Source organism: Carboxylicivirga sp. M1479 (assembly GCF_007097485.1).
In the GTDB taxonomy this organism is placed as follows: domain Bacteria; phylum Bacteroidota; class Bacteroidia; order Bacteroidales; family Marinilabiliaceae; genus Carboxylicivirga.
Map to the genome: position 1 here is coordinate 22,605 of NZ_VKDE01000001.1, position 24,400 is coordinate 47,004.

The window sequence follows — 24,400 nt, forward strand, 5'->3', positions numbered from 1 at the left end:
AAGAAAGCCACCTCATTTTGGGGTGGCTTTTTGCGTTTATGCAGAGAACTTCTACCTCTGAGCTTAATGCTTTTTATCTCTTTCTTTCCAAAGCCTTGGGTTGCGACTTGTATGCAGAACTGCTATGATGATAACAGTATATGTACTTTCATCAATTACATAATGAATCATGTAAGGGAATACATTCAATACAGTTGTTCTTACATGGCTGTATCGAATAGGTGATGCGAAAGGGCTTTTAGCAATTAAATGAACCTTTTTTCTAAGCTCTTGAGTAAACCTTAAACCAAGCCCCTTCTGTTTTTGGTTGTACCAAACAGCAGCTTCTTTTATGTCTTTTTGTGCAAGCGGAAGGATCTGAGTTTTGTACATTACAACTCTTTTTCGATATCATCCATCGCTTCGTTAAAATTTATAGCTGAACCAGGCTTCTTTTTATAATTTTCCATTCGTTCAGATACAATGTCCTGGTGCCATTGTGGGATATTCGATTCTTCCTCTTCAATGTCTTTATATTTTTCTTTAAGCCTGTTCCATTCTTCTATTGGAATAAAAACACCAGTCGTTTGCCCTTTACTGTCTGAAATATATTGAAGGTTCATCTCTTTACTGTTTTAGGTAAATACCATTGCTAAAATACGGAATAATCGATTTAAATAAAAAAGCATTTTTTTACAGAAAAACCTGCCAGGTTTAGTCCACCTTTTGCTCCAATGAAAATTGCGCAAACGAGTTTGTTATAAAAAATGCACTAAGTGTAACACCGTGCAATAGATATATAAAAGCCACCTCATTCTGGGGTGGCTTTTTGTGATATATAGTTAAAACTTGTATCCTATATTTATGCAATGCCTATTATAATGATTCAAACTGCAATCATACTTTAAATACCATTTAGTCCCATAACTCACAGGAAAATCATACATCAAGCCTAAAGTAGGGCTGTATAAGGTTTGTTCACTTCTTTCATAAGCTGTAAGATTAGAATAGCCTTTCATAACTTCATATTCTTTTATTATACAAGAACCAAATCCACCCAAAACAAATAATCTATTTAATACATGATATCCGAGATAAGCTTCAATACATGTTGCTTTACTATCCCATTTTTCATGGGTACTTCTGCTTCCATCTGTTCCTGTATTTTCATATTCTTCCATTGGTGAGAAGGCCAAATCAAAACCAAATACAACTTTCTCTTTCAACTCATAACTAAGGCCTAAATCAATGGTAGCTTTTGTATATTTATCCTCCTCTGCTGAGAAGTTATTTATGCCAATCCCAATATCCATACCAAAATGGTTGTAGGTAACATTTTTGATTTTTTCATCAGCGAAAGAATTGTGACAAATTAGAATCGCAACTAAAAACGGCAAAGTACTTCTCAAAATCGGGTGATATCGCTTCATATTATTGAATTAATTATGATATTATATAAGGAATGAGGATTGTTATGCGTAAAAATATAATATCAAAGAAACTTAACCAATAAGTGATATTTCTTCCATTTCTACTATCATTCATTCGATAGTCAATAAATACTGGGATTCTACTCACATTATCTTTTAGTAATTTATTTCGTTTCCAAATAACAGACAGATAGACTTTTGAAGTGTTGTTTAAAACATATTGGCTAGCACGCAAAGGCATTTATCCAGCAAATCACCCTTTTAATCATAAAATCCCCACCCTTCATCAACTAACGGAGTTGTACATGACGTATCTTTCACTTACTTAACATTACGTTAATAAGCCATGGGTTTATTAAGCACGGGAACACAATTAACTTTTAATTACGCAAATAAAAACTCAAACAATGATGAGAGAGGCAACTAAACGTGACTTTGTGACACAAATGATTGAATTGTTACAAGACGAAAAAGAATCCTTAGCAACTAAAGGCTACACAGCCGATGCAAAAATTACAGAACTTATTGATAACAAAAAGGCTTGTGATACCGCAGAATTACAGCAGCAAAAAGCACAAGTCGCTGCTAAAGAAGCTACACAACTAGCCAACGAAACATTGGATGTGGCTTATCGGCAAGCATCTGATACAGCCGACCTCTTATCGGGCTTGCTCGGTAAGAATAGTGAGATTATAAAGAAAATCAGAACATTTAGAAAGTAAAAATCGACAGCACTGTTTCCCGGCAGTGCTTTTTTAATGCAAAAATATGGCACCGAAGCTTCCGGCTGATGCGCCACGTTGTGTGGCAAGGTTGCCGTACAATGCGGCACTATCGCCAAACTCCTTAGAGCTTCAGCCAAAAGGAACGGCACTAGAGCCATAAGTTACGGCACACGTGCCGAGGATTGCGGCATTAAAGCCGCAGAGCATGGCAAAGCTGCCGCAAAGTGCGGCGCCATCTCCGAATGTTGCGGCGATGACTCTGAATTAAAATACAAAGCTCTTATTTTGCCAATTTAAGACATTTTAATAATGACTGGTATGCCCATGAATAATTACCCATCCGCCTTTTTTATTTTCCAGCACGAGGGTGCTTATCCAGTTCATGACTACTGCCTCCTGGTCTTTCATCTTTACCTTTTCGGTACCTTCCCAAATGCATAAGGCTTTATACTGAGCAAGAGCGTGTACGGATATTGTTTGCTTAAGTACTTCAATGGATTCCTTGTTTAAAAGGTAGTCGTTTAAAAGGTTCTGCAGTTCCTCGTAACTGAATGTTTTCCCATCAGCTATATAAGTAAAGTCATCGCCATTGTGCCAGAAGCTCATTAGCTTCTGCAGGTCGCTATCCTGGGTGCATTTTATCATCGACTCAATGGTTGATTCAACTTCTTTTTGCATTTGTGCGGTTTGAGCAAATAGGTCTGAAGCAAACAGGAGGCTCGCAATCATCAGTGTAATTAATAAAGGTTTCATAACAAGAAATTTGAGTTGAAGAATACACAAAATTAACTGGAGTTGACTGTGTTTGTCAATACCTACGATCTGTTTTGTAACTTGTCGTGTATTGCTCGACTAAATCTCAAAAAAATAAACCCATCCAAATACAATCTATATCTGGATGGGTTTACTCAATATTAACCTAAACCTCTATTGTTGTTCTTTTACTATAAACAATCCCATCTGGTCTTCACTAACCGAAATAAGATTCCAGCCAGATGGTTCTTGTACATTATTCTTACTGGCGTAAATTTTCCAACGATAAACTACATCGTATTCCAGATTAGGTATAGTCGCCATGCCATCTGAGTTGTAGGCAATACTGGTTGTACTGCTAGGAATAGTAATATTTTTTAACGGGGGATCTACACCATCATTAATACCTCCCCAAATAACATTGCCATTGGCATCCGATACCTCAATAACATAATCGCTGGAACTTGAATATGACGTCCACTCAAAAGTTGGCGTCGTGCTTGCTATTTCAATAGGAACAGTCGTGCTCATCGGGTTAGTCGGACTATTTAATGTAACGGCATTAGTTAAGCTAAAATCGATAACAACAGCGCTTCCGTTAGCCGTTAACATTGGTTCTCCGTTTTTAATAATCCAGTCCGGATCCACAACGTAAGTATCGTTTTCAAAAGAAGCTTTTACCAGGTAATCACCATCAGGTATGCCGCTTAATGAGTAGGACATGTTTTCAGACATATCAACTAAGCCTGGAATAGGCTCATTGGTAGTTGGGTGAAGTAAGTTAACATTCACATCTTTACCTTCTGTTGCTAAAAATGTTAATGTACCAGATAAGCTGGTACTCGCTCCCTCTGTTAGGTTTACGTTACCTTCTGTATTAGCATCGGCAGTAACGGTAACGCTCAAAGGAGTAGCATTATGGTTAATTTTATAGGCCGTTAAGGTATAAGTGGCAGCGGGCACATTGTAAATGAAAAAATGACCGTCTTTATCACTCACAGCTGAGTAACCCATAGTGCCAGATGTAACCAGTACATAGGCTCCTTGCACGCCATTACTGCCAAGCATTACCTTACCTGTTAGCGATCCACCATCAAGCACTTCACTGGCTTGCATTTTAAAATCATTAACAGACTCGCTGCCTTCGCTTACTGAAATATTCAAAGGAGGTACACCAGCCGGAGGGTTATTGTTATATCCTTGTTTAAATAATTTTAGGTAATAGGTGCCAGGGTCAAGAGTAACAGAGTACATTCCATCAGCACCACTCATAATTGTTTCTCCAATCGTTTCATTGGTTGTGGCATCAAAAACCATTATGCTTACATCGCTTAGTGTTTCATTGTTTGCTGCATCCGTCACTGTTCCTTTAATTATGCCAGTGGTCGGGGCATCATCGTCGTCATCATCTTTACAGGCTGAAAAAGCCACTACAAGTACGAGTAGTATTCCAAAAATTTTCTTCATAATACAGTGTTTATAATAGTGAATAAATAATCGATTGTGATTTTTTCGAATAGGCAAGTTAAGCAGTGTTTCATAGGAAGGCAATATGTAAATTGAAAATTCTTTGCAAATAACAACAAAAGCGTAACAGCTGTTTGGTAAATAAAGTTCATTAAGTCATACCCAAGCCTTTAAAACAGAATTTACAGTAATATAGCTCGGCTTTTATCATACATATGTAGGTCGGGTAGGTCCATGTTCTTCAATAGTGGCTTTTCTATTAAATACTCCCTACCTTATTTGAGCCGAAACAAAACGCCATGCTCAAAAAGAAAGACCGCCATAGTATTCACATTAACAAGCACGAGCTGGTTTATTACCGTTGTGGCCGAGGCGAGCCAATTCTTCTGGTGCATGGCATTACCACCTACTCGTTTATATGGCGAAAATTAGTGCCGATTTTGGAGCAGCACTATGAGCTTATTATTGTGGATTTATTAGGGTGTGGCGATTCAGATAAGTCCATTGGTATTGATTTGTCGCTCAAGGGGCATGCGCTTGTGCTTGCCCAGTTATTAGAGGCCTTACACATCGATAAGGTGCATATGGTGGGGCACGATGTGGGTGGTGGAATCTGTCAGTTGATGGCTGTTCGCTTTCCTCATTTAGTCTTGAGCCTTTCTATGCTTAACAGTGTAGCTTATGATTATTGGCCTGTTCAGCCTATCATCACCATGCGTACGCCAATAATTCGTCAGCTGGCCATGGCAACACTTGATTTGGGTGTGTTTCGCCTTATTGTAAAGCGGGGCTTGTATTACTCTAGTAGCTTAACCAAAGAGTTGATGGATTATTTCTGGTACCCCATGAAAAGCAGTGAAGGGCGTAAAGCATTCCTTTACTTTGCCCATTGTCTTGATAATAAAGATCTACTGGAAATTGCCCTTGAACTAAAGCAATTGACCATACCTGTACTTATTATAAGGGGCGATAAAGATGTATACTTAAGTATGCAAATTGCCGAGAAGCTACACCAGGAAATTATCCACAGTCAATTACATATTATAGAAACAGCCGGGCATTTTATTCAAGAAGATGAGCCTGAATTAACGGCCAACTACCTCCATACATTTATTTCGGGTTAAATGAATAAGGAAAAAGAAAGCATACAAACACTAGAGTTTCGGATAAAGGAACTTGAGAAAGAAAACAATAGCTTATCCAATAAGGTTGAGGAGATGTTACTGTTAAGCCTGATAAACGAAAGCTTTGAAACCATCAAGGATGAGCAACAGTTACTACTATCGGTATTGGAAAAAATTTCTATTCTTAAAGAAATTCCCTATTGTGCCTGTTATGCAATTGATGGCAATAGCTATTCATGCATAGCTCAATACTGCTCTTTGTTTAATTCCGAACCCTGCCAAGGCATTTTATTCTTTTCCGATGGTTTGCTTCGATCTTTTACATCTGAAGCGATCATTCGTTTTACCATTAAAGAGCATCCCGAGGCCTTGCAATTAATAACACAAGATGATCGTTTTGAGCCCGCCGAACTATTAGCCATTCCCTTTCATACGCGCACACTAAAAAACGGGGTATTTATTTTTATGAGCAGTGCTAAACTAAGTATTCCGTTCCCATCTGATCTGCAGTCATTTCATCAGGTAATTCAAATTGTAATTGATAAATGGGATCGCTTAAGCCTTATTGATGAATTGCAGCTCTTGACCCATCAGCTAGAGGAGCGGGTGGAAGAGCGTACGAGCTTATTACAGCAAAGTGAAGAAAAATACCGACAATTATTTAATATGGCTAACGATGCCATTTATCTGTGGAGTTTAAATGATAAAGATGAGGTAGTTGGTTGCGTTGAAATGAATGATGCGGTGCAGAAATTAACTGGCTATACCCAGAGTGAACTGCAAGGTGTTAATCCTTTATCCTTGCTCGATGATAACTATACAGAAGAAGAAAAATATACTTTTGAAAAACAGTTTAAAGCACCAAATTCGGTATTTAGAGCTTCTTTTAAAGCTAAAACAGACCTTTTGCCACTTGAGGTGCATACACGTCGGTTTAAGTTTATGGATCAGGATTTGGTGATAGCTATTGCGCGTGATATTAGCGAACAACTAAATACCGAAAAGCGGATGTTGGAAGCCCGAAATAAGGCTGTTGAATCAGAAAGACTTAAGTCCGCTTTTTTGGCCAATATGAGTCACGAAATACGAACACCCATGAATGCCATTGTTGGTTTTAGCGAACTGCTTAGTCAGGATATTATGACAGCGACGGAGGTTCATATGTATGCTAAAATAATCTTTAAAAACAGTATGCATCTACTCAATCTGATCAACGATATTGTTGATTACTCCAAGATTGAGGCGGAGCAGGTGAAAATAGTTCATCATCCAATTAATATTAATGAGCTAATATCCGATTTATCCATTAATATGATATCCCTGTTGCGAAGTGCTTCAAAAAGCCATATTGATGTATTAACCCATACCCCTTTGGGAGGAGATAAAGCAATTATCCAAAGCGATGGCACACGTTTGCGGCAAGTGTTATCCAATCTCATAAATAACGCCATAAAATTCACACAACAAGGATTTATTGAAGTTGGTTATAGCCTAAAAGGAAATGATTTGGAGTTTTTTGTGCATGATACGGGTATTGGCATAGCTCCAGAATATCAGGACAAGATTTTTGAGCGATTTGTTCAGGTGCGTAACGAGGGTGTGCAAAATCAGGGTGGCACAGGATTGGGCTTGGCTATCTGCGCCAATTTAATCGAAAAGATGCAGGGCAATATGTGCTTAGAGTCATCCAGTGGTGAAGGATCTAAGTTTATTTTTACAATACCTTATCATTTGTCAAAGCATTGTAACTCCTAAGCACCATTGAGCGATGATTAATGTAAAAATCAAGGTCGTGAATGGTATTTTTATTAGTTTTAAAACAGGGAAACTACAATTCACTTGCCATTTGACTATAAAGAAGTTTATACTATACGTATTGCTGCTATTGATTTCCAAAGGAATCATGGCACGTGATATGGATCTAAAATTCCGTCACCTTTCCATTGAAGAAGGCCTGTCAAACAACAATATTACCTCCATTTTAAAAGATTCAAAAGGGTTTGTCTGGGTTGGAACCTTTGATGGACTGAATCGTTACGACGGATATGATTTTCATACGATTAAAAACTATAGTGGTGCTGAGTTGCAACTGAGTAGTAACATCGTTAATTGCCTTTTCGAAGATTCACATAATAACCTGTGGATTGGTACCATGGGTGGTGGAGTTAATCGTTTGGATGCTTCACGTTCAAAGGTTAGCATTTTTCAGTATCAAGAGCAGGAGATAGGCATCAGCTCCAATCATATATTTGATTTGGCTGAAGACCGTAATGGTAATATTTGGATGGCAACTGGTGATGGTCTTAATAAATACAATCCTCAAACTGAAGAATTTACCTTGTTTTCAGAAATTGACGGCTTAAATAGCGATAACCTAATGTGCCTTGTTGTTGATGACGAACAGCTTTTGGTTGGTTCTTATGGAGGAGGCATCAATGTTATTGATATAGAAACCGAATCAGTTAGTACATTTAAATCGGCGCATGGAGTTTTAAGTAATGATTTAATTTGGGATTTATTTATTGATAGTACGGGAACTTTATGGGTAGCCACCGAAAAGGGTGGCCTTTTTAGCTACGATTCTATCAATGATAGCTACCAATATTTCTTAAAGAAAGAGGGTTCATATAACTTTTTAAATAATAGCTTCCCCGTCAGTATTCAAGAGGATAAGAAGCAGCGCTTATGGATTACCACCGATCAGGGGGGATTCTATTGCTATAACCTCAGGGACTCATCAATGGTTAATTATAGAAACAACCCCTTGCTGGGCGAAAGCATTAAATCAAATGCTTTAACAAAAGTATTGGTTGATGATTGCAATTATTTATGGCTTGGCACCTATGATAAGGGTTTGTGTGTTAGTAACCTGAACCAAGAGGGTATTGTGCATCTTAATCATCGCTACGATCAGGAATTTTCTTTGTCAGATAAAAGCATCAATAGTATTTATGAGGATTCCGACGGAGACATTTGGATTGGTTCTGAAAATGGATTGAATCGTGCCGACAAAGATTTTATTATTCAGAAGCAGTATTTTTTAGAGCATGGTTTAAGCGATAATGTTTCGCTTACGACTGTTGAAATTGGTGATAAGGAACTGTGGATAGGTACCTATACAGGTGGCATTACTATATACAATAAACAAAACGATTCGTTCCGAAGCATTGGCCGAACAAATGACTCTACTGGTCTGTCAAGCGATTTTGTACGTTCGATATATGAAGATTCTGATGGTTTAATATGGGTTGGTACTGTTAGGGGTGGAGTTGATATTTATAACCCTAATACAGGCTTTTTCAAAAACTTTTCGAATGCAAGTAAGCAAGGAACTTATTTGAATAGTAGCAATGTGTTATCCATTATAGAAGATGATGAAGCCAATATGTGGTTGGCGACCTATGGAGGAGGCATTAATAAGTACTCTAAAAAAGATAGTGCCTTTACCTACTTTGAGCACGATAAAAAAATAGTTGGTTCCCTGTCGAGTAACCAAGCCACCTGTCAGTTGATCGACAGTAAAGGAGATTATTGGGTAGGTACAAGCTTTGGTTTAAACAAAATGAATGCCGACCAACAAAGCTTTACTAATTACTTTGTAGAAGATGGTTTGACCAGTAACTCAATTGTTGGATTAGTAGAGGATAATAATCAAAACCTGTGGATTACCACGCAAAATGGTTTATCAGTTTATAATTTAAATACGGGTGTGTTTACCAATTTTTATAAGGAAGACGGACTTCAGGAGAACGTATTTCATTACAACGCTATAACAAAGCTCAAAAATGGATCAATCGTTTGTGGTGGAATAAATGGGATGAATGTTTTTGATGCTAATGAGCCTTTGGAAAATCGTTTACCACATCGTGTTGTTATAACCAGCTTATCCATTTTTAACAAAATGGTGATGTTTGGCACTGAGGTTGAAAGTGGTAGAAAGATATATGAAGGCGAAATTAGTGAAGCTCAGAACATTTATCTGTCACATATTGATAAGCTATTCGAATTAAACTATTCAACACTGGAGTATCGAAATCCTAAGCAAACCAACTATTTATATATGATAGATGAGTTGCATGACGAATGGATTAATTTGGGTAATAAAAACTCAATATCATTCCATAATCTTAGCCCTGATGATTACACATTTAGGATAAAATCTTCGATTGCGAACGGACGTTTACAAAGTGAAGAAACAGTTTTAAACATTCATATTCAACCTCCGTTTTATGCTACTACTTGGTTCTATGTGTTAGTGGTCGTTGTTCTCGTATCTCTAACTTTTGCCGCTTATTATCTTAAGAATAAAAATACGCGACGACAACGAAAAGTTTTAGAGCAGACAGTTAGGAGTAAAACCAAAGAGCTATGGGAGCTCAACCAAAACCTTGAGAAGCATAAAAACAACTTGGAGAAACTTGTTGATGAGCGTACAAAAGATTTAAAATCAGCCAAAGAAAAGGCCGAAAAGGCCGATGCTTTAAAAACAGCTTTTCTGGCCAATATGAGTCATGAGATACGAACGCCTATGAACGCGATTTTAGGCTTTGCTGATTTGCTCAACGATTCAGAATTACCGCGAGAAGAGAGTAACTATTTTCATGAGCTCATTCAGGCCAATAGCGTAACACTAATGCGCTTAATTGATGATATTATGGATTTGGCACGTATAGAATCTGGTGATATACTAATCAATAAAACGAGCTTTGAACTAAACCACGAGATGGATAGTATTTGTGCCATTTATAAGGGAGAGGCGAACGCCATGAATAAGGGTGTAGTATTTAATCACAACGCGTATAATGAGCCTATTCAGGTTTATACCGATGTGGTTCGTTTAAAACAAATTATTGTTAATCTTATAAACAACGCCATCAAATTTACTGAGGAGGGAGCAATCACCTTTAATTATAGTGCTAGTGATGGTATGCTGCAGTGTTGTGTTCAGGATTCGGGCATTGGTATTCCCGCTCATGAGGTTGGAAATATTTTTAACCGTTTTAATAAGCTCGATGGGTATACCGAAAAAGTTTATCGTGGTACAGGACTAGGCCTGGCGATTACCAAAGAATTGGTTAAACTACTTGGAGGTACTATTTGGGTTGAGAGTAAAGAAGGTCAAGGGTCAACATTCTTTTTCACCATTAGAATTGATCAATAATCAAAACTAATGGTGAATACATAATTTTAGGCGAATAGAAACTTAAAAGCTTCTTCTATCTTACTTGCCTTAATAATTTGAATATCAAATTTACTAAGATCAACACCTTTTACATAGCTTGGAATAATGATGCTCTTAAAACCCAGTTTGGCAGCTTCTCCAATACGTTGTTCCAATCGAGTGACCGGTCTTATCTCACCAGATAAGCCCACTTCACCAGTCATGCACACATCGGGCGAAATGGTCATATCCATATTCGACGATAAAACAGCCGTGATAACAGCCAGATCAATGGCCGGATCATTCACTTTTAAGCCACCTGCTATGTTTAAGAATACATCTTTGGCAGCCAGTTTAAATCCAGCCCTTTTTTCAAGAACCGCCAAAAGCATGTTTAGCCGGCGTAAATCAAAACCCGTTACCGAGCGTTGAGGATTTTGATAGGCCGCTGTGCTGGCCAGTGCCTGTATTTCTATTAAAAAAGGTCTTACACCTTCAAGAGCAGCTGAAATAGCAACGCCACTCATTTGCTTTTGTTGGGTGGCCAAAAATAGTTCCGATGGATTGCTTACTTCTCGTAACCCTGAGCCTAGCATTTCAAATATGCCTATTTCGTTTGTAGAGCCAAAGCGATTTTTAATGGAGCGTAAAATACGATACATATGATGTCGATCACCTTCGAATTGCAATACAACATCAACCATGTGTTCAAGTACTTTTGGACCGGCTAAACTGCCTTCTTTAGTTATGTGTCCGATAAGAAATACGGGTATGTGCTTTTCTTTACAAACACGCAAAATGGTAGCTGTACATTCGCGTATTTGCGATACACTACCTGGAGCCGACTCAATCCGTTCGGTTTCCATGGTTTGAACACTATCGATGACTAATACATCCGGTTTCTCGTTATCCACATGTTTGATAATGTGCTCAACAGATACCTCACTCACCACATGGCAATTATCAGCTGATGCACTCGAAATACGATCCGCACGCAGTTTTATTTGCTGAGGGCTTTCCTCGCCAGATACGTACAACACTTTAACATTGGGTAAGTTAAGTGCAGTTTGTAAAACCAATGTTGATTTACCTATGCCAGGTTCACCGCCTATCAATACCATGGCTCCGGGCACTAAGCCACCGCCTAATACCCTGTTTAATTCTTCATTGCCAGTGCTTAATCGTGGTTGATCCTCGACCGAAACCTTTGAAACGGGAACAGGTTTGGTTCGCTCGGCTATAACAGTGCCTGGTCGGCTATTTTTTGTTTTACCCGTAATTTTGGTTTCCTCAACAAAGGTGTTCCACTCGCCACATGCGTAACACTTGCCTTCCCATTTAGGCGATTCATTTCCACAATTCTGACAGACGAATACTGTTTTTGTTTTGGCCATTTTTATTTTTTTGTTTCCCTCTTATAGCGCTGATTTAATTAATCGTTTGAGATTTATCAGCGCCAATCTGCGGGAAATTTATTTTTACATCGAGGTTTTAATCTTTTCAACAATAGAAGAAGTGGAGAAGCCTTCAACAAAATCAATGGTTTCAACAGATCCTCCTTTGGCCATAAGTATGTCGTATCCCACTATGTTTTCGGCCTTGTAATCGCTGCCTTTTACTAGTACATCTGGCTGCAATGCCTTAATAAGTTGGTAGGGTGTGTCCTCATCAAACAACACCACCATATCAATAAACTGTAAGGATGCCATGAGTATAGCCCTGCTTTGTTCGTCTACAACCGGACGTAGTGGACCTTTTAGTCGTTGTACAGAAGCATCGGTATTAAGACCCAGTACTAACTTGGAGCCCAGGTCTTTTGCCTTCGATAAATAATCGATATGACCCCGGTGGACAAGGTCAAAACAGCCGTTGGTGAAAACAATTTTTTCACCATTCTTCATCCATTCTGTTGCTATTTGAGTGGCTTGTTGCCAGCTGCTAATTTTATTATTGATTTTATCTAACTGTGTCATATGCTTATCAACTAAAAGTATAAAAATAACAAAACCCCGACATTCGTCGAGGTTCTGATCTTATATTTTAAGAATCTTTTAAACCAAAGCGTTGGTCGCCGTATCCGGAAAGATAAACGTTGGCTTAAATTGTTTTGCTTCTTCAAGCTCCATGTGGCAGTAGGTAATAATGATGATGACATCACCAACTGCAACTTTACGTGCTGCTGCACCATTAAGGCAGATAACACCAGAACCTCTTTCGCCTTTGATTACATAAGTTTCAAGGCGTTCCCCATTGTTGTTATTTACCACCTGAACTTTTTCATTCTCAATGATGTTTGCCGCATCCATTAGATCTTCGTCAATGGTAATGCTACCTACATAATTCAGGTTTGCTTCTGTTACTGAAACGTTGTGTAACTTCGATTTTACAACCTCAACATTCATGATTCTATTTTTTGTATGTCACGTTATCTATCAATCTTACTTCGTCGGCAAAAACTGCTATGCAACCAACAATGTAATCACTATCATTCCAGTTGTCAACTGGCTGTAATGTATATCCGTCCACTATCTCAAAATACTCTACCTCTAGTCCTTGAGTGGCATTAATGGCATTAATTACACTTTCCTTTGTCTCTTCAACTGACTTGTTGGCTACAAAGTTACACGATTCGAATAAAGTACGAGCAATAACAGGTGCATTTTTTCGATGCATCGTGCTTAACAACATGTTACGAGAGCTCATGGCTAAGTCGTCTTTTTCACGAACCGTATCACAAGGCACAATCTCTACAGGCAATTGTAGTTGCTTGGTCATTGCTCTAATAATGGCCAATTGTTGAAAATCTTTTAAGCCAAAAAAAGCTTTGTCGGGCCTTACCATATCAAATAAACGACTTACAACCTGTGCCACACCATTGAAATGACCTGGTCGATACTTGCCTTCCATTACGGTTTCGAGCGCACCAAAATTAAACTCACGTGTGTCAGTTTCTGGATATACTTCGTCAACCTCAGGTGCAAATACCACATCGCACTTAACCGTGCTTAATGCATCTAAATCGGTTTGCAAATCTCGGGGGTATCTTTTTAAATCGTTGGTATTGTTGAATTGTGTTGGGTTTACAAAAATACTAACAACCACTACACTTGAGTTTTTAGATGCCTCACTCACCAATGATAGGTGGCCTTGATGCAATGCACCCATTGTTGGTACAAAACCAATTTTCTCTTTATTTAATCTAGCTTCATCAAGCAAAGCCTGAAGCTCCATAATTGTATTAACTACTTGCATGGTTTATTAAATTAATTGGCACATAAACAGGTATTAACAACACCGAATTACACCAAGAAAAAAATGCTGGGCAAAGTAATAAAATACTTATCACATATACTTGCATAATTTTTAAAAACCTTGTTAAAAAACACTACTAGTAGCCATGGAGTTCATTTTTCAGTAATTGATATATAAATGCAGCCAAGGGCTTTGTTTGTCAGGTGGTTTATTTTTCGTACTTTTGCGTTTGCTAAAAATATTCTACCAGTATAATATAATGGAAAAAGCAAAAGTCTTATTCATCTCTCAAGAAATAACACCTTATTTACCCGAGACAGAAATGTCTAAAAAAGGTCGTTATCTTCCACAAGGTATTCAGGAATTAGGTAAAGAAATCAGAACATTTATGCCACGTTTTGGCTGTATTAACGAGCGTCGTAACCAGTTACACGAAGTAATACGCCTTTCAGGTATGAATCTGATTATTGATGATACCGATCACCCATTGATCATTAAGGTGGCATCGATACAAGCAGCTCGCATGCAGGTTTACTTCATTGATAATGAAGACTATTTTCAGCGAAAAGCAACCTTAGTTGATGCCGAAAACAATGAGTTTGATGACAATGACGAGCGTACTATTTTCTTTGCGCGAGGTGTTTTAGAAACGACTAAGAAATTACGTTGGGCACCCGATGTTGTTCATTGTAATGGATGGTTTACAGCTTTAGCACCATTGTATATTAAAAAGGCAATGAATGAGGATCCGCATTTTGCAAATTCTAAAGTTGTTTACACAGTATACGATAATGACTTTAAAAAGCAGTGGAGTGAGAACTTCAAAGAAAAACTTAAATTGGATGGTGTTGAAGATAGCGACCTGGAAATAATGGCAGCTAACGACTATGTTAACCTAACAAAGTTGGCTATTTCAATGTCTGACGGAATTATACAAGGTAGTGAAGCAATAAACCCTGAAATAAGTGAGTTTATAAAAGAGTCGGGTAAGCCTTTCTTAGGATACCACGATGAAGAGAGCTATGTGGAAGCTTACAATGGTTTCTACGATTCATTGCTTGATTAATAAACAAAACGTATGAAGAAATTATTTTTCAAAAATATACTATCATCAGCAGGCCAATTATTTCTTATTGGCCTTCTTTCTTTCAATGTAGCTTGTAAGGATGAACCTGCACGTTTAACAGGTGATGTACTACCTGATGGCGAGATGATAAATGGCCTTAATTACGATGGCTATGAGGTTGGCACGTTCAATACCCAACGCGACCGAGTAAGAACAAGTGATGCTACTTACGGAGTTTTGGGAGAATTTCACGATCCGATATTTGGTGTTTCAAAAGCGGCATTTTTGAGTGATTTCTCCGTTGGGTCAGAAGTGAAGTTTGTTGTTGATATTGTGGAATTAACTGCAGAAAATGACACTATCATCCATGAGGATTATGTGTTTAATCAGTTTAATAACAATGTAGACACCATTGCTGATGTGTGGAGCGTGGATAGTGTAGTGGTGAATTTACAATATCAGTTTAACAATTGGTATGGTGACATGACCACCGGACAAAATGTAAATATTTATGAACTGTATAGTGGCCTAGGTTCTGTAAGTCAGGAGTATTATAGTGATTATCCAGTTGATGGAACTTATAACCCTGTAGCCATTGCTCAAAAGATTGTTTTTCCGAATAATGAAGTGCCGGATAGTTTAAAATCTACGAACTGGGACGATCTTTATCAGCACCCAGATAGTTTGTGGAATGCACCACAATACCTTTGGGACAATGTTAAAGTACAAGCAGATAAGGATAGTTCTTGGTTAAGCTCTGACTTTAATGGCAATACCACGCAAACCAAAACGTGGTCTTTTAGGGTGAATGATGAGGTTGAAAAGCGCATTTTTGACGCCAATGAAATTAGCTTAAAATCATCGGCGAATTTTCAGAGCCTGTTCCCTGGTATATATGTTTCTTTAGATGATGTATCTATCGGTACTGGAAATGGCTGGCTTGCCAAGATAAACTTATTAAGTAGCTCAAGTTCTGTGTCTACAAATATGGGAATCCACCTAAAGCGAGAATACAAGTATATCAATAGTGAGAAGGAGGTAAGAGATACATCTGCTACATTTGTTTATGCTTTTCCAATCAACCTTGAAAATGTTCGTTTTAACACTTATGAACATGGTGTGAGTTCTGAAATAGACATGGCGGATGAAAATCAGGAGCGTTTGTATGTGCAGGGCATGGCAGGGAGTTATATGAAGATGACTATGCCTGAAGAGATTATTAATTGGGTTGACTCAATAGGTGATCCTGCCGAGGTAGCACCATTAAGCACACAACTTGATTACCACATGGTTGCTAATGTTGAGTTCTTTATGGAAGTAGATACTGTGCTTTCAGAAATGGATCATTATCCGATACCAGATAAATTATCGATCAAGTGGGAGAATGAAAAGGGAGAAATTGTAGATCCTATTTACACAATTATCCAAAATGGTAATAGTGTTTCTGTTCCTGTGTTTGGTACCAATGCAGATAGCCAGGGTAGTAGAGCCGGTATTGGTGAGCGTGTTCTTCGCTATTCAGATGAAGGGCGTCCTGAGTACTTGTACCGTTTTATTATGCGAGCCGATTACTTTAATTACATTATGAGACATCAGGATGGTGGATCCTTAGATGAGAAGGTATTTTACATTGGACCTGATAACGGAACTGCTGATTTTCAGCGTGTAGTTCTATTTGGAGGTGTAGATGAAGAGAAACCACTAAAAATGAATATTAAATACTATCAGTATCGTCCGCGATAAGGAAGTATTTTAAGACATAGGAAAAGGGCATCTGTTGAAGATGCCCTTTTTTTATGCGCTATTGTGGCTCGCATCTTACTTTAAGATGCTTTTATCTTACCTCTTTACCGAATGGTACCAAAGCGATTGTAGCCAGCTTAAAATGTTGTTTGGCAAATGGAATACCAATAATGGTAATTGTTAATATAATGCCCCAAATAACGTGTGATAATGAAATCCAGATACCACCAATAAAAATCCAGATAATATTCATCAAGGTTGATAAGCAACCGCCAGCTTGAGGTTTATCAATTACTTGACTGCCAAAGGGCCAAAGTGCTAATACGCCTAGCTTTAAAGTTTGTAAACCAAAGGGAATACCTACAATTGTTAACATTAATAAAAGGCTGGCGATAAAGTACTCCAGCGCCGTAATTAAGCCACCAAAAAGTAGCCAAAGGATGTTTCCGAGAAATGACATAGTTTTATTTTTTGAGTAAAGTGAACTGCATTCAATTATCATTAGTGATGTTGTAAAACTAAGAAACATTTTAATAAAAAAAGGTCGCCCTGTTTGGGCGACCCTAAAGCAAATATATGAAGCAATTACAAGATTACTAATTTGCTGCTGAAAGTATTCGTTTCAGACTTAATTTCAACAAAATAAACGCCACTTGGTGTATTTGTTAGGTTAAGCTTAACGCTGCTTGAGAAATTCTTTATCTGTTTGATTCTTTCACCTTTGGTTGAAATTATTGTTAGTATACAATCTTCAGCAACCTCTGGCAATTGAATTGTAAATGAACCCCTATTTGGATTAGGGAATATACGAAGTTCAGTTGTAGCCTCATCAGTATCAAGTGATGTGCTAACATCTGTTGTTACAGTTAATAAATCGCTTGTATCCGACTTGTTGCCTGCTGCATCCATAGCCCTAACCTTTAACTTATATTCTGTATTAGGGTCTAGATTGTTGAATGCATAACTTAGTTCCGAACCATTTACCGTTGCTATTACTTGGTCATCAAGTAGTATCTCGTATGCTGTAACACTAACATTGTCGCTCGATGCCAACCACAGTAGATTAAACCCATGTTCGCCCAAATCTGTAATATACAAGCCAGTTGGTATGCTCGGTGCTATTGTTTCCTGCTTTACAATCAGAACATAATCTTCCGTTTCGCCAATGCCATTTCTAGCATCGCAAGGACTAGGGTCAACAGAGTAGGCTAAGCGTACACGCATGCGTGTGCCCCCCTGTTTGGCATCAGCAGGCACTGTAAATGATCCTGTGAATTGATCTTGTGTGACATGTTGGAAGCCATCGTATAATATTTCTTCTCCCAAATCACTGAAGTCACCATCTTGATTCCAATCGGCCCAGGCTTTAATTGTATTGTATGTCCAGCTGTTGGATGTTGACACAGCTATGGCATATTCATTGCCGTTTTCAACTTCGGTGGATATTTTAGTGAAATCGGAATAGCCATTGGCGCCAAAATCACTATCGTTATTGATGTCACCAAGGCTTACATTGCTAATGCTTACTGCATCGTCTGAATTTGAGGCAATACAATAATCACCATCTACACCGCCGCCTTTAGCCACATCGATATAACCTAATTTCGTATCAGAGCCAGCATTGTTGCTCACTGTTAGAGAGACTAAGAATGTGCCAGACATTCTGTACGAAACCGATGGGTTTTGTTCTGAACTTGTAGCAGGTTCACCACCTTCAAATGTCCATTCCCAGCTTGTCGGTTGGTTTTGTGACTCATCCTGAAAATTAATGATCTCATTACGGATAATGCTATTAAAATCACTGCTGAAATTAGCGATTGGCGCTGGAGTAGCGGGCGTATGGTTGGTAATAATTACACTGTAATCTTCTACCTCTCCCATGTAAGAGTCTTCGCCACACGGAGGCATAGGGTTATCCATAAATGTGTTGGAATGTGATAGACGAATACGCATGCGTGTAGCACCATCCAATGCTATTTCTGGAATTGAGAAATTACCATTCACCTCATATTCTTCCTCTGTAACAACACTATACACTTCTTCGCCAGCATCTAGAAAATCACCATCCTGGTTAAAGTCAATCCATATGGCTACGGCTTTTTCGTACCATGTATCGCATTCCAATATGAAATCATAATTAGCTCCCTTTTGTAATTCGGTACAAACGGTGGCAGAATAATCCTGATAACCTTGATTGGTAAAGCCATAGTTGGTATTATCGATGTTGGCCACTTTAAAACGACTGATGAAAGTATAGTCTTCGCGAACACTTGCCTCACAATACGTTTCGGTGCCCTGTGCATAAATGGTGATGTAATCTGTTTTTATTACTTCATCGTTACTGCCATCTTTACCGTTAACAGTGAGGGTAACCGAATAGGTGCCAGGGTTATTGTAAACAATTGTTGGATTCGCTTCGGAGCTGGTCGATGGTGTTGCACCTGGGAAGCTCCAATTGTATGATTCGGTATATCCCGTTGTTTTATTTTGGAATGACACTTCTGCACCCGAAACAGTTGCTTGCGTATTCGCTTTAAAATCGGCTTTTACGGCATCAGCAATACTCTTATTGCGAAGTGGGCCTGTTATCACAAAATCGGCTGAGTTATTGGTATAATTTTTAAGGTAGGCAACCGTGTAGTCCAGGTTATTGACCGTGCCATTTTCTCGCACGTTGGCCATTATTTCTTCCACTTTTGCTCCTAATTCTTTATCGCTGCCTGTTAAAGGCATGGTGCCTTCTAGCTTAAAGCGCTTGTTTAACGATTCAACATCGATGCTGGCAGTGGCATTGGAACCTCCTGCATTAAGCCACTCGTTTAATATGTCATCAGCATTACCAACGTTGAGTTCGCGATCGTTTAACCAGTTGGTTGTTGGCTCCCAATACGTAATGGTTTCATCGGCAATGCTATTTAAAAATGCCTGAAAATCGCTATTGGCCGAAGAACTGCTCTTTAGTGGGTTAATAATGGCATCAAAAGCTGTAATGTCGTCTGCTCGGGTAGCTGATATTAGCTGATGTAGTTGGTTGTAATTATTGGTGTACATCGAGTACCAAAAAGCGTTACCGTAACGGTAATGTATGAAGTCAGCATCGGAGTAGGATGCGTTTAATAAGTCGTTCAAAGTAGGGAAGTCACCGACCTCATTTTTGATGCGCGAGCCACTTTGTGCCAATAATTGGATGCCGTTAATATCGGTACTGCCGGCAAACAGTTCGGCACCACCTTCTTCGAACCACACCAGGCGATTGTTATTGTAAAAAGGATTTTGTCCCCAATATCCTGGAATCCAATAGCGACCTTGCAGGTAATGTACGTACTCATGACGGAATAATGATTCCAACGATAGCCCGTAATTCCTGTCGAAGGTGTAAAAAGTGGAGGCACCTTCGATGTACATACCACCATTGTTTGTCGCAATTCCGTAAAGGAAAGGGGCGTAATCCACATACTGTTGGTTGTTTCCAAATACAATAAGGTTAAGTGACTCATTAACATCACCGGTAACTGGTTCGTCGGTTTGTGTAATTTTAAAAAACTGCGCTTGTACTTGCTTTACTGCATGGTATAAATTTTGAGCTTTATCGGCATCCATTGGAGATTTAAACACCAGTTTACCATCATCAAACTTATAACGGTTGGGAAACAGGTAATCTTCTAATTCCTCCACAAGGGCTTCTCGAGTCATGCAAAGGCCACTTTCTGTACAGTCGCCATAATTGTTAATAGCCAATACAGCATTTACCCATTGGATGCTTAAGCGCTCATTTGCATCGGCAATTGCCACAATATGATCCTCAATATTCGTCCATACATTTGGGACATGCGCCATACGAGTTAGCTCAGTAACCGCATTTTTAACAATATACGACAGGTCTTCGTTGGCCAGCAGTTCTTCATCAATGGAAACGCGTGCCAAGGCATCAGTTAGAGGACTGTTATTGGGTAAAGTTGTCCAAAAGGCATCATCACCACCAGTATCGCTACCAGTACCTCTAAAAAGTAAAAAGAATCCCTGGTTGTATGCCTTTGAGTAATCTCTTAAAATCTCCTCATCATTAATGTTCTTCCATGAATCGGTGGTGGTTAAGTTATCAAAGACATCAACTAAAACATCAAGTGCAAATTGCTCGTGTCGCAAGCCATTGTTATCCAGGCAAATGAGGTATTCGTAAAGTACATTATAGGCCTCCTGATTTTGGTCAAATAAATGACTGTTCTTGGCCAGTTCCTCACAGGCTGCATTGAAGTCCTGTTGATGATAGTTATCTAAGGCAACATCGTTGGGATAGAAAAACTCCATAAAACGCGCTACGTGCATGTAAAGCAAATAACCATACATGCCATTGTCATACGTGCCATCATAAGCAATGGCCGCATCTTTTGCCTCGCGAAAGATGGTAGTCATATTGCTTGAGCTGAATATTTTTTTCGTATCGGTGCTTGAGTAGGCAAATAGGGGGCGGCCGATGCATTCGTAATTAGTGGTTGTTTGGAGAAAAGTATTTAACTCCCACACGCCCATGTTGGCAATTTGAGTGGTGGTGTAGTCACATGTTGCTTCAGCCTTTAGCCTTAAGTTGTTAGTTGATGACTTAAATTGGATACTTGGATCCATTGGTTCAATGGCGTTTTTTCGACTGGCCGATTTTAATTTTTTATTCTGCTTATGGTGGCAGGTTCTTGAACACTCATGGCTATGATCTTCGCCAAGGATGATTGGCCTTTGTTGGGCACTTACCAATGTGAACGAAAAGGTGAATAAGCAGAGCAGAAGCATTTGCTTGCAATAGCTTAGTAAATGTTTACTGTGAAGTTGTTTCATAATAATAGATTTTCATTCTGCTTTGATGCACAGCTGTAGATTGAGAAATAGAGTCCACATGTTTTAGTTAATCTGGTAGTTGTACTTCAAATCGATTTTGTTTTTAAGAGTTCCATTACAAATTCAAGCTGACCACATGCTTTCGACATAACTATTTACTGATGCTCCATTTTATTGTTGGTGCAAAGTTTAGAGTGCGTCCTATTGTCGAGTTTTACGATAATAGGATGCTACAAAAAAATAGTTAAGTGTGGCGATGTGTGTCTTATATATGATGTATAAATGGTGCTAAACCCTGTATGGTGATATGGTTTTCTTTTTATCACTCCTATGAATATGAGGTATGTGAAGCGCTGAAATTAAGGAGTGATGTGGCTTCTGGAGGGTTAGAGTTGGATAAATAAATTTTAATAAAAAGTCAATTATTATTCATCCTTTTTTAAAAATGTGTGCTTATATGTTGAAATGAGCTATCTGTTTTCTGTTAATAAAACAGGAATTGTTTAAGCAAAAAAAAACGGATAACGCCCAAAGGTGTTATCCGTTTATAATGTTGTAATAGGAAATAGTTATCTTACTTCCGAACCTTCTTTAACTGCATTTGCTGGTGCAACAAACTCCAATTTGCCAGTGGCATCTTCGGCCATTAGTATCATGCCTTGTGACTCGATACCACGAATTTTACGTGGCGCCAAGTTGACCAAAATACTTACCTGCTTACCAATAATGTCTTCAGGTTTGAAGAACTCAGCAATACCTGAAACAACTGTTCGTTGATCAATTCCAGTATCCACTTTTAATTGCAGTAACTTTTTTGTTTTCGCTACTTTTTCAGCTTCCACAATTGTGCCTACACGGATATCCATCTTCACAAAGTCATCAAACTCGATGTTATCTTTAGCAGGAGCTGCTGTTTTGTTGGCCGCTTCGTTATCGATCTTTGTTTGCTCTAGCTTGTCTAATTGAGCTTGGATTGTTTCGTCTTCAATCTTCTCGAACAACAACTCTGGCTTGTTAATCATGTGTCCCTCAGCAAGGAAATCAAGCTTGCCACAATCTGCCCATATTAAATCGTTAAGATTCAGCATCGTCTGCATCTTCTTAGCCGTAAATGGCAAGAATGGCTCAATCAATATAGATACGTTCGCTGTGATTTGAAGCGCAATGTTCATGATGGTTTTTACACGCTCAGCATCTGTTTTAATCAATTTCCAAGGCTCACAATCGGCCAAGTACTTATTACCCAAACGCGATAGGTTGATGGCCTCTTTTACCGCCTCACGGAACTTGAAATTATCCAAGGCATCTTCTACCTTTTTAACCAATACAGGAATCTCATTCAAGGTTTCCTGATCGTAGTCTGTTAATTCGCCCTGAGCAGGCACGGCACCATCATAATATTTATGTGTTAGAACAATGGCACGGTTAACGAAGTTACCCAAAATAGCTACCAGCTCGTTGTTGTTGCGGGCCTGAAAATCTTTCCAGGTAAAGTCGTTGTCTTTTGTTTCTGGGGCATTGGCTGTAAGAGTATAGCGCAATACATCCTGCTTATCTTTAAAATCAAGCAAATACTCGTGTAACCAAACGGCCCAGTTGCGCGATGTTGAAATCTTATCGCCTTCCAGGTTCAGGAATTCGTTGGCAGGCACATTCTCAGGTAGAATATAACTTCCTTCGGCCTTTAGCATGGATGGGAAAACGATACAATGGAACACAATGTTATCTTTTCCGATGAAATGAAGCATACGTGAATCATCACTTTTCCAATACTTTTCCCACTCAGGGGTTAATTCTTTAGTTGCTGAAATATAGCCAATAGGAGCATCAAACCATACGTAAAGCACTTTGCCGTCGGCTCCTTCAACAGGAACAGGTACGCCCCAATCTAAATCACGACTCACGGCACGTGGCTGAAGCCCCATGTCAATCCATGATTTACACTGTCCGTAAACGTTTGACTTCCATTCTTTATGACCATCTAAAATCCATTCTTTTAAAAATGGCTCATGCTTATCAAGTGGTAAGTACCAGTGTTTAGTGCTTTTAATTATCGGCTTACTACCCGATACAACTGATTGAGGGTTGATAAGGTCGGTCGCATTTAATGATGTACCACAGCTTTCGCATTGGTCGCCATAAGCGCCTTCACTTTTACAATGTGGGCAAGTACCAGTAATGTAACGATCGGCCAAAAATTGTTTGGCTTCTTCGTCGTAGTACTGCTCCGATTCTTTTTCTAAGAATTCGCCCTTATCGTATAAGGTTTTAAAAAACTCACTTGCTGTTTCGTGATGCGTTTTGCTACTTGTACGCGAGTATACATCAAATGAAATACCGAATTTCTTAAAAGAATCTTTGATAATACCATGGAACTTATCCACCACGTCTTGTGGTGTAACACCTTCATTCTTGGCCTTTAAAGTAATGGGTACGCCATGCTCATCAGAGCCACCAATCATCACTACATCTTCTTTCTTTAGGCGTAAGTAACGAACATAAATATCTGCCGGCACATACACACCCGCTAAATGACCAATATGAACAGGACCGTTGGCATATGGTAAAGCCGTTGTTACCAATGTTCTTTTAAAATCTCCAGCTTGCTTCATTCTGCTTGAATTATTTTAAGGTTTAAAACCTAGTATTCTATGGTTTGTTTTAACTGCGCAAAGATATGCAAAGAAATGATAATAGTAGCACGATATAAGTATCAAGACATAAGACTATAATTGAAAAACAGCGATGTAATGAAAAATTTTCTCTGTGCCTTTGCGACTCCGTGTTTCTATTCTTAATATTGTATTAAACCGAACACAAAGTCAGGAAGACACAAAGAATAGTTATAAACTCTTCGACTCCGAGCCTAT

Annotated in this window: 18 protein-coding genes; 6 read left to right on the forward strand and 12 right to left on the reverse strand. The window is 38.7% G+C overall.

The genetic code is table 11. The annotated features are described in order from the left end of the window. Positions 1-63: 63 nt before the first annotated feature. The 3 genes from FNN09_RS00110 to FNN09_RS00120 form a co-directional block, all read right to left on the reverse strand. Entirely contained in the window at positions 64-372 is a 309-nt protein-coding gene (locus tag FNN09_RS00110; RefSeq protein ID WP_143299416.1) for a type II toxin-antitoxin system RelE/ParE family toxin, read from the reverse strand. Further along, positions 372-602 carry an addiction module protein gene (locus tag FNN09_RS00115; protein WP_143299418.1) on the reverse strand — a complete coding sequence of 77 codons (231 nt, stop codon included), beginning with the start codon at positions 600-602 and terminating at the stop codon, positions 372-374. The genes FNN09_RS00110 and FNN09_RS00115 overlap by 1 nt, the downstream gene beginning before the upstream one ends. Before the next feature lie 219 nt (positions 603-821). Continuing rightward, positions 822-1,409, reverse strand: a complete 588-nt coding sequence (locus tag FNN09_RS00120) for a hypothetical protein (RefSeq protein WP_143299420.1) — start codon at positions 1,407-1,409, stop codon at positions 822-824. Positions 1,410-1,816: 407 nt separating this feature from the next. On the opposite strand from FNN09_RS00120, the gene FNN09_RS00125 reads away from it, so the two are divergent. Then, a complete protein-coding gene (locus tag FNN09_RS00125) occupies positions 1,817-2,131 on the forward strand; it encodes a hypothetical protein (protein WP_143299422.1) in 315 nt (104 codons plus the stop codon). Between the two features lie 306 nt (positions 2,132-2,437). Here the strand turns inward: FNN09_RS00125 and FNN09_RS00130 are convergent, their stop codons facing one another. Continuing rightward, complete coding sequence (locus tag FNN09_RS00130) at positions 2,438-2,887, reverse strand: nuclear transport factor 2 family protein (protein ID WP_143299424.1); 450 nt, start codon at positions 2,885-2,887, stop codon at positions 2,438-2,440. A 174-nt stretch (positions 2,888-3,061) separates the two neighbouring features. Then, entirely contained in the window at positions 3,062-4,354 is a 1,293-nt protein-coding gene (locus FNN09_RS00135; RefSeq protein WP_221932388.1) for a collagen binding domain-containing protein, read from the reverse strand. Positions 4,355-4,653: 299 nt separating this feature from the next. Here FNN09_RS00135 and FNN09_RS00140 point away from each other — a divergent pair, with 299 nt between their 5' ends. The 3 genes from FNN09_RS00140 to FNN09_RS00150 are packed head-to-tail and all read left to right on the forward strand — an operon-like array spanning position 4,654 to position 10,639. Then, positions 4,654-5,478, forward strand: a complete 825-nt coding sequence (locus FNN09_RS00140; protein ID WP_143299426.1) for an alpha/beta fold hydrolase — start codon at positions 4,654-4,656, stop codon at positions 5,476-5,478. Beyond that, complete coding sequence (locus FNN09_RS00145; RefSeq protein ID WP_143299427.1) at positions 5,479-7,233, forward strand: PAS domain-containing sensor histidine kinase; 1,755 nt, start codon at positions 5,479-5,481, stop codon at positions 7,231-7,233. A 37-nt stretch (positions 7,234-7,270) separates the two neighbouring features. Continuing rightward, on the forward strand, positions 7,271-10,639 hold the full coding sequence (locus tag FNN09_RS00150; protein ID WP_185968799.1) for a hybrid sensor histidine kinase/response regulator: 3,369 nt from the start codon (positions 7,271-7,273) through the stop codon (positions 10,637-10,639). Between the two features lie 26 nt (positions 10,640-10,665). Here FNN09_RS00150 and radA read toward each other — a convergent pair whose 3' ends face one another. From radA to panC, 4 genes are all read right to left on the reverse strand, one after another. Continuing rightward, entirely contained in the window at positions 10,666-12,033 is a 1,368-nt protein-coding gene (gene radA / locus FNN09_RS00155) for a DNA repair protein RadA (RefSeq protein WP_143299431.1), read from the reverse strand. A gap of 84 nt (positions 12,034-12,117) precedes the next feature. Continuing rightward, positions 12,118-12,612: a D-glycero-beta-D-manno-heptose 1-phosphate adenylyltransferase gene (rfaE2, locus tag FNN09_RS00160; RefSeq protein WP_143299433.1), complete on the reverse strand. Its 495-nt coding sequence runs from the start codon at positions 12,610-12,612 to the stop codon at positions 12,118-12,120. A 78-nt stretch (positions 12,613-12,690) separates the two neighbouring features. Further along, positions 12,691-13,041: an aspartate 1-decarboxylase gene (panD, locus tag FNN09_RS00165; RefSeq protein ID WP_143299435.1), complete on the reverse strand. Its 351-nt coding sequence runs from the start codon at positions 13,039-13,041 to the stop codon at positions 12,691-12,693. A 4-nt stretch (positions 13,042-13,045) separates the two neighbouring features. Then, entirely contained in the window at positions 13,046-13,891 is an 846-nt protein-coding gene (panC, locus tag FNN09_RS00170; protein ID WP_143299436.1) for a pantoate--beta-alanine ligase, read from the reverse strand. Positions 13,892-14,150: 259 nt separating this feature from the next. Here panC and FNN09_RS00175 point away from each other — a divergent pair, with 259 nt between their 5' ends. Both FNN09_RS00175 and FNN09_RS00180 read left to right on the forward strand, forming a co-directional pair. Continuing rightward, positions 14,151-14,957, forward strand: coding sequence for a glycogen/starch synthase (locus tag FNN09_RS00175; protein WP_143299438.1), 807 nt, complete (start codon positions 14,151-14,153; stop codon positions 14,955-14,957). A gap of 12 nt (positions 14,958-14,969) precedes the next feature. After that, positions 14,970-16,700 carry a DUF4270 family protein gene (locus tag FNN09_RS00180; RefSeq protein ID WP_143299440.1) on the forward strand — a complete coding sequence of 577 codons (1,731 nt, stop codon included), beginning with the start codon at positions 14,970-14,972 and terminating at the stop codon, positions 16,698-16,700. 91 nt (positions 16,701-16,791) lie between these two features. On the opposite strand, the gene FNN09_RS00185 is transcribed toward FNN09_RS00180, so the two are convergent. The 3 genes from FNN09_RS00185 to metG form a co-directional block, all read right to left on the reverse strand. Further along, the gene (locus tag FNN09_RS00185) at positions 16,792-17,160 is read right to left on the reverse strand and encodes a YccF domain-containing protein (protein ID WP_143299442.1); all 369 of its coding nucleotides are present in this window, start codon (positions 17,158-17,160) and stop codon (positions 16,792-16,794) included. A 125-nt stretch (positions 17,161-17,285) separates the two neighbouring features. Next, positions 17,286-21,530, reverse strand: coding sequence for a collagenase (locus tag FNN09_RS00190; protein WP_143299444.1), 4,245 nt, complete (start codon positions 21,528-21,530; stop codon positions 17,286-17,288). A gap of 569 nt (positions 21,531-22,099) precedes the next feature. Continuing rightward, the gene (gene metG / locus FNN09_RS00195; protein WP_143299446.1) at positions 22,100-24,142 is read right to left on the reverse strand and encodes a methionine--tRNA ligase; all 2,043 of its coding nucleotides are present in this window, start codon (positions 24,140-24,142) and stop codon (positions 22,100-22,102) included. Between the last annotated feature and the right edge of the window lie 258 nt (positions 24,143-24,400).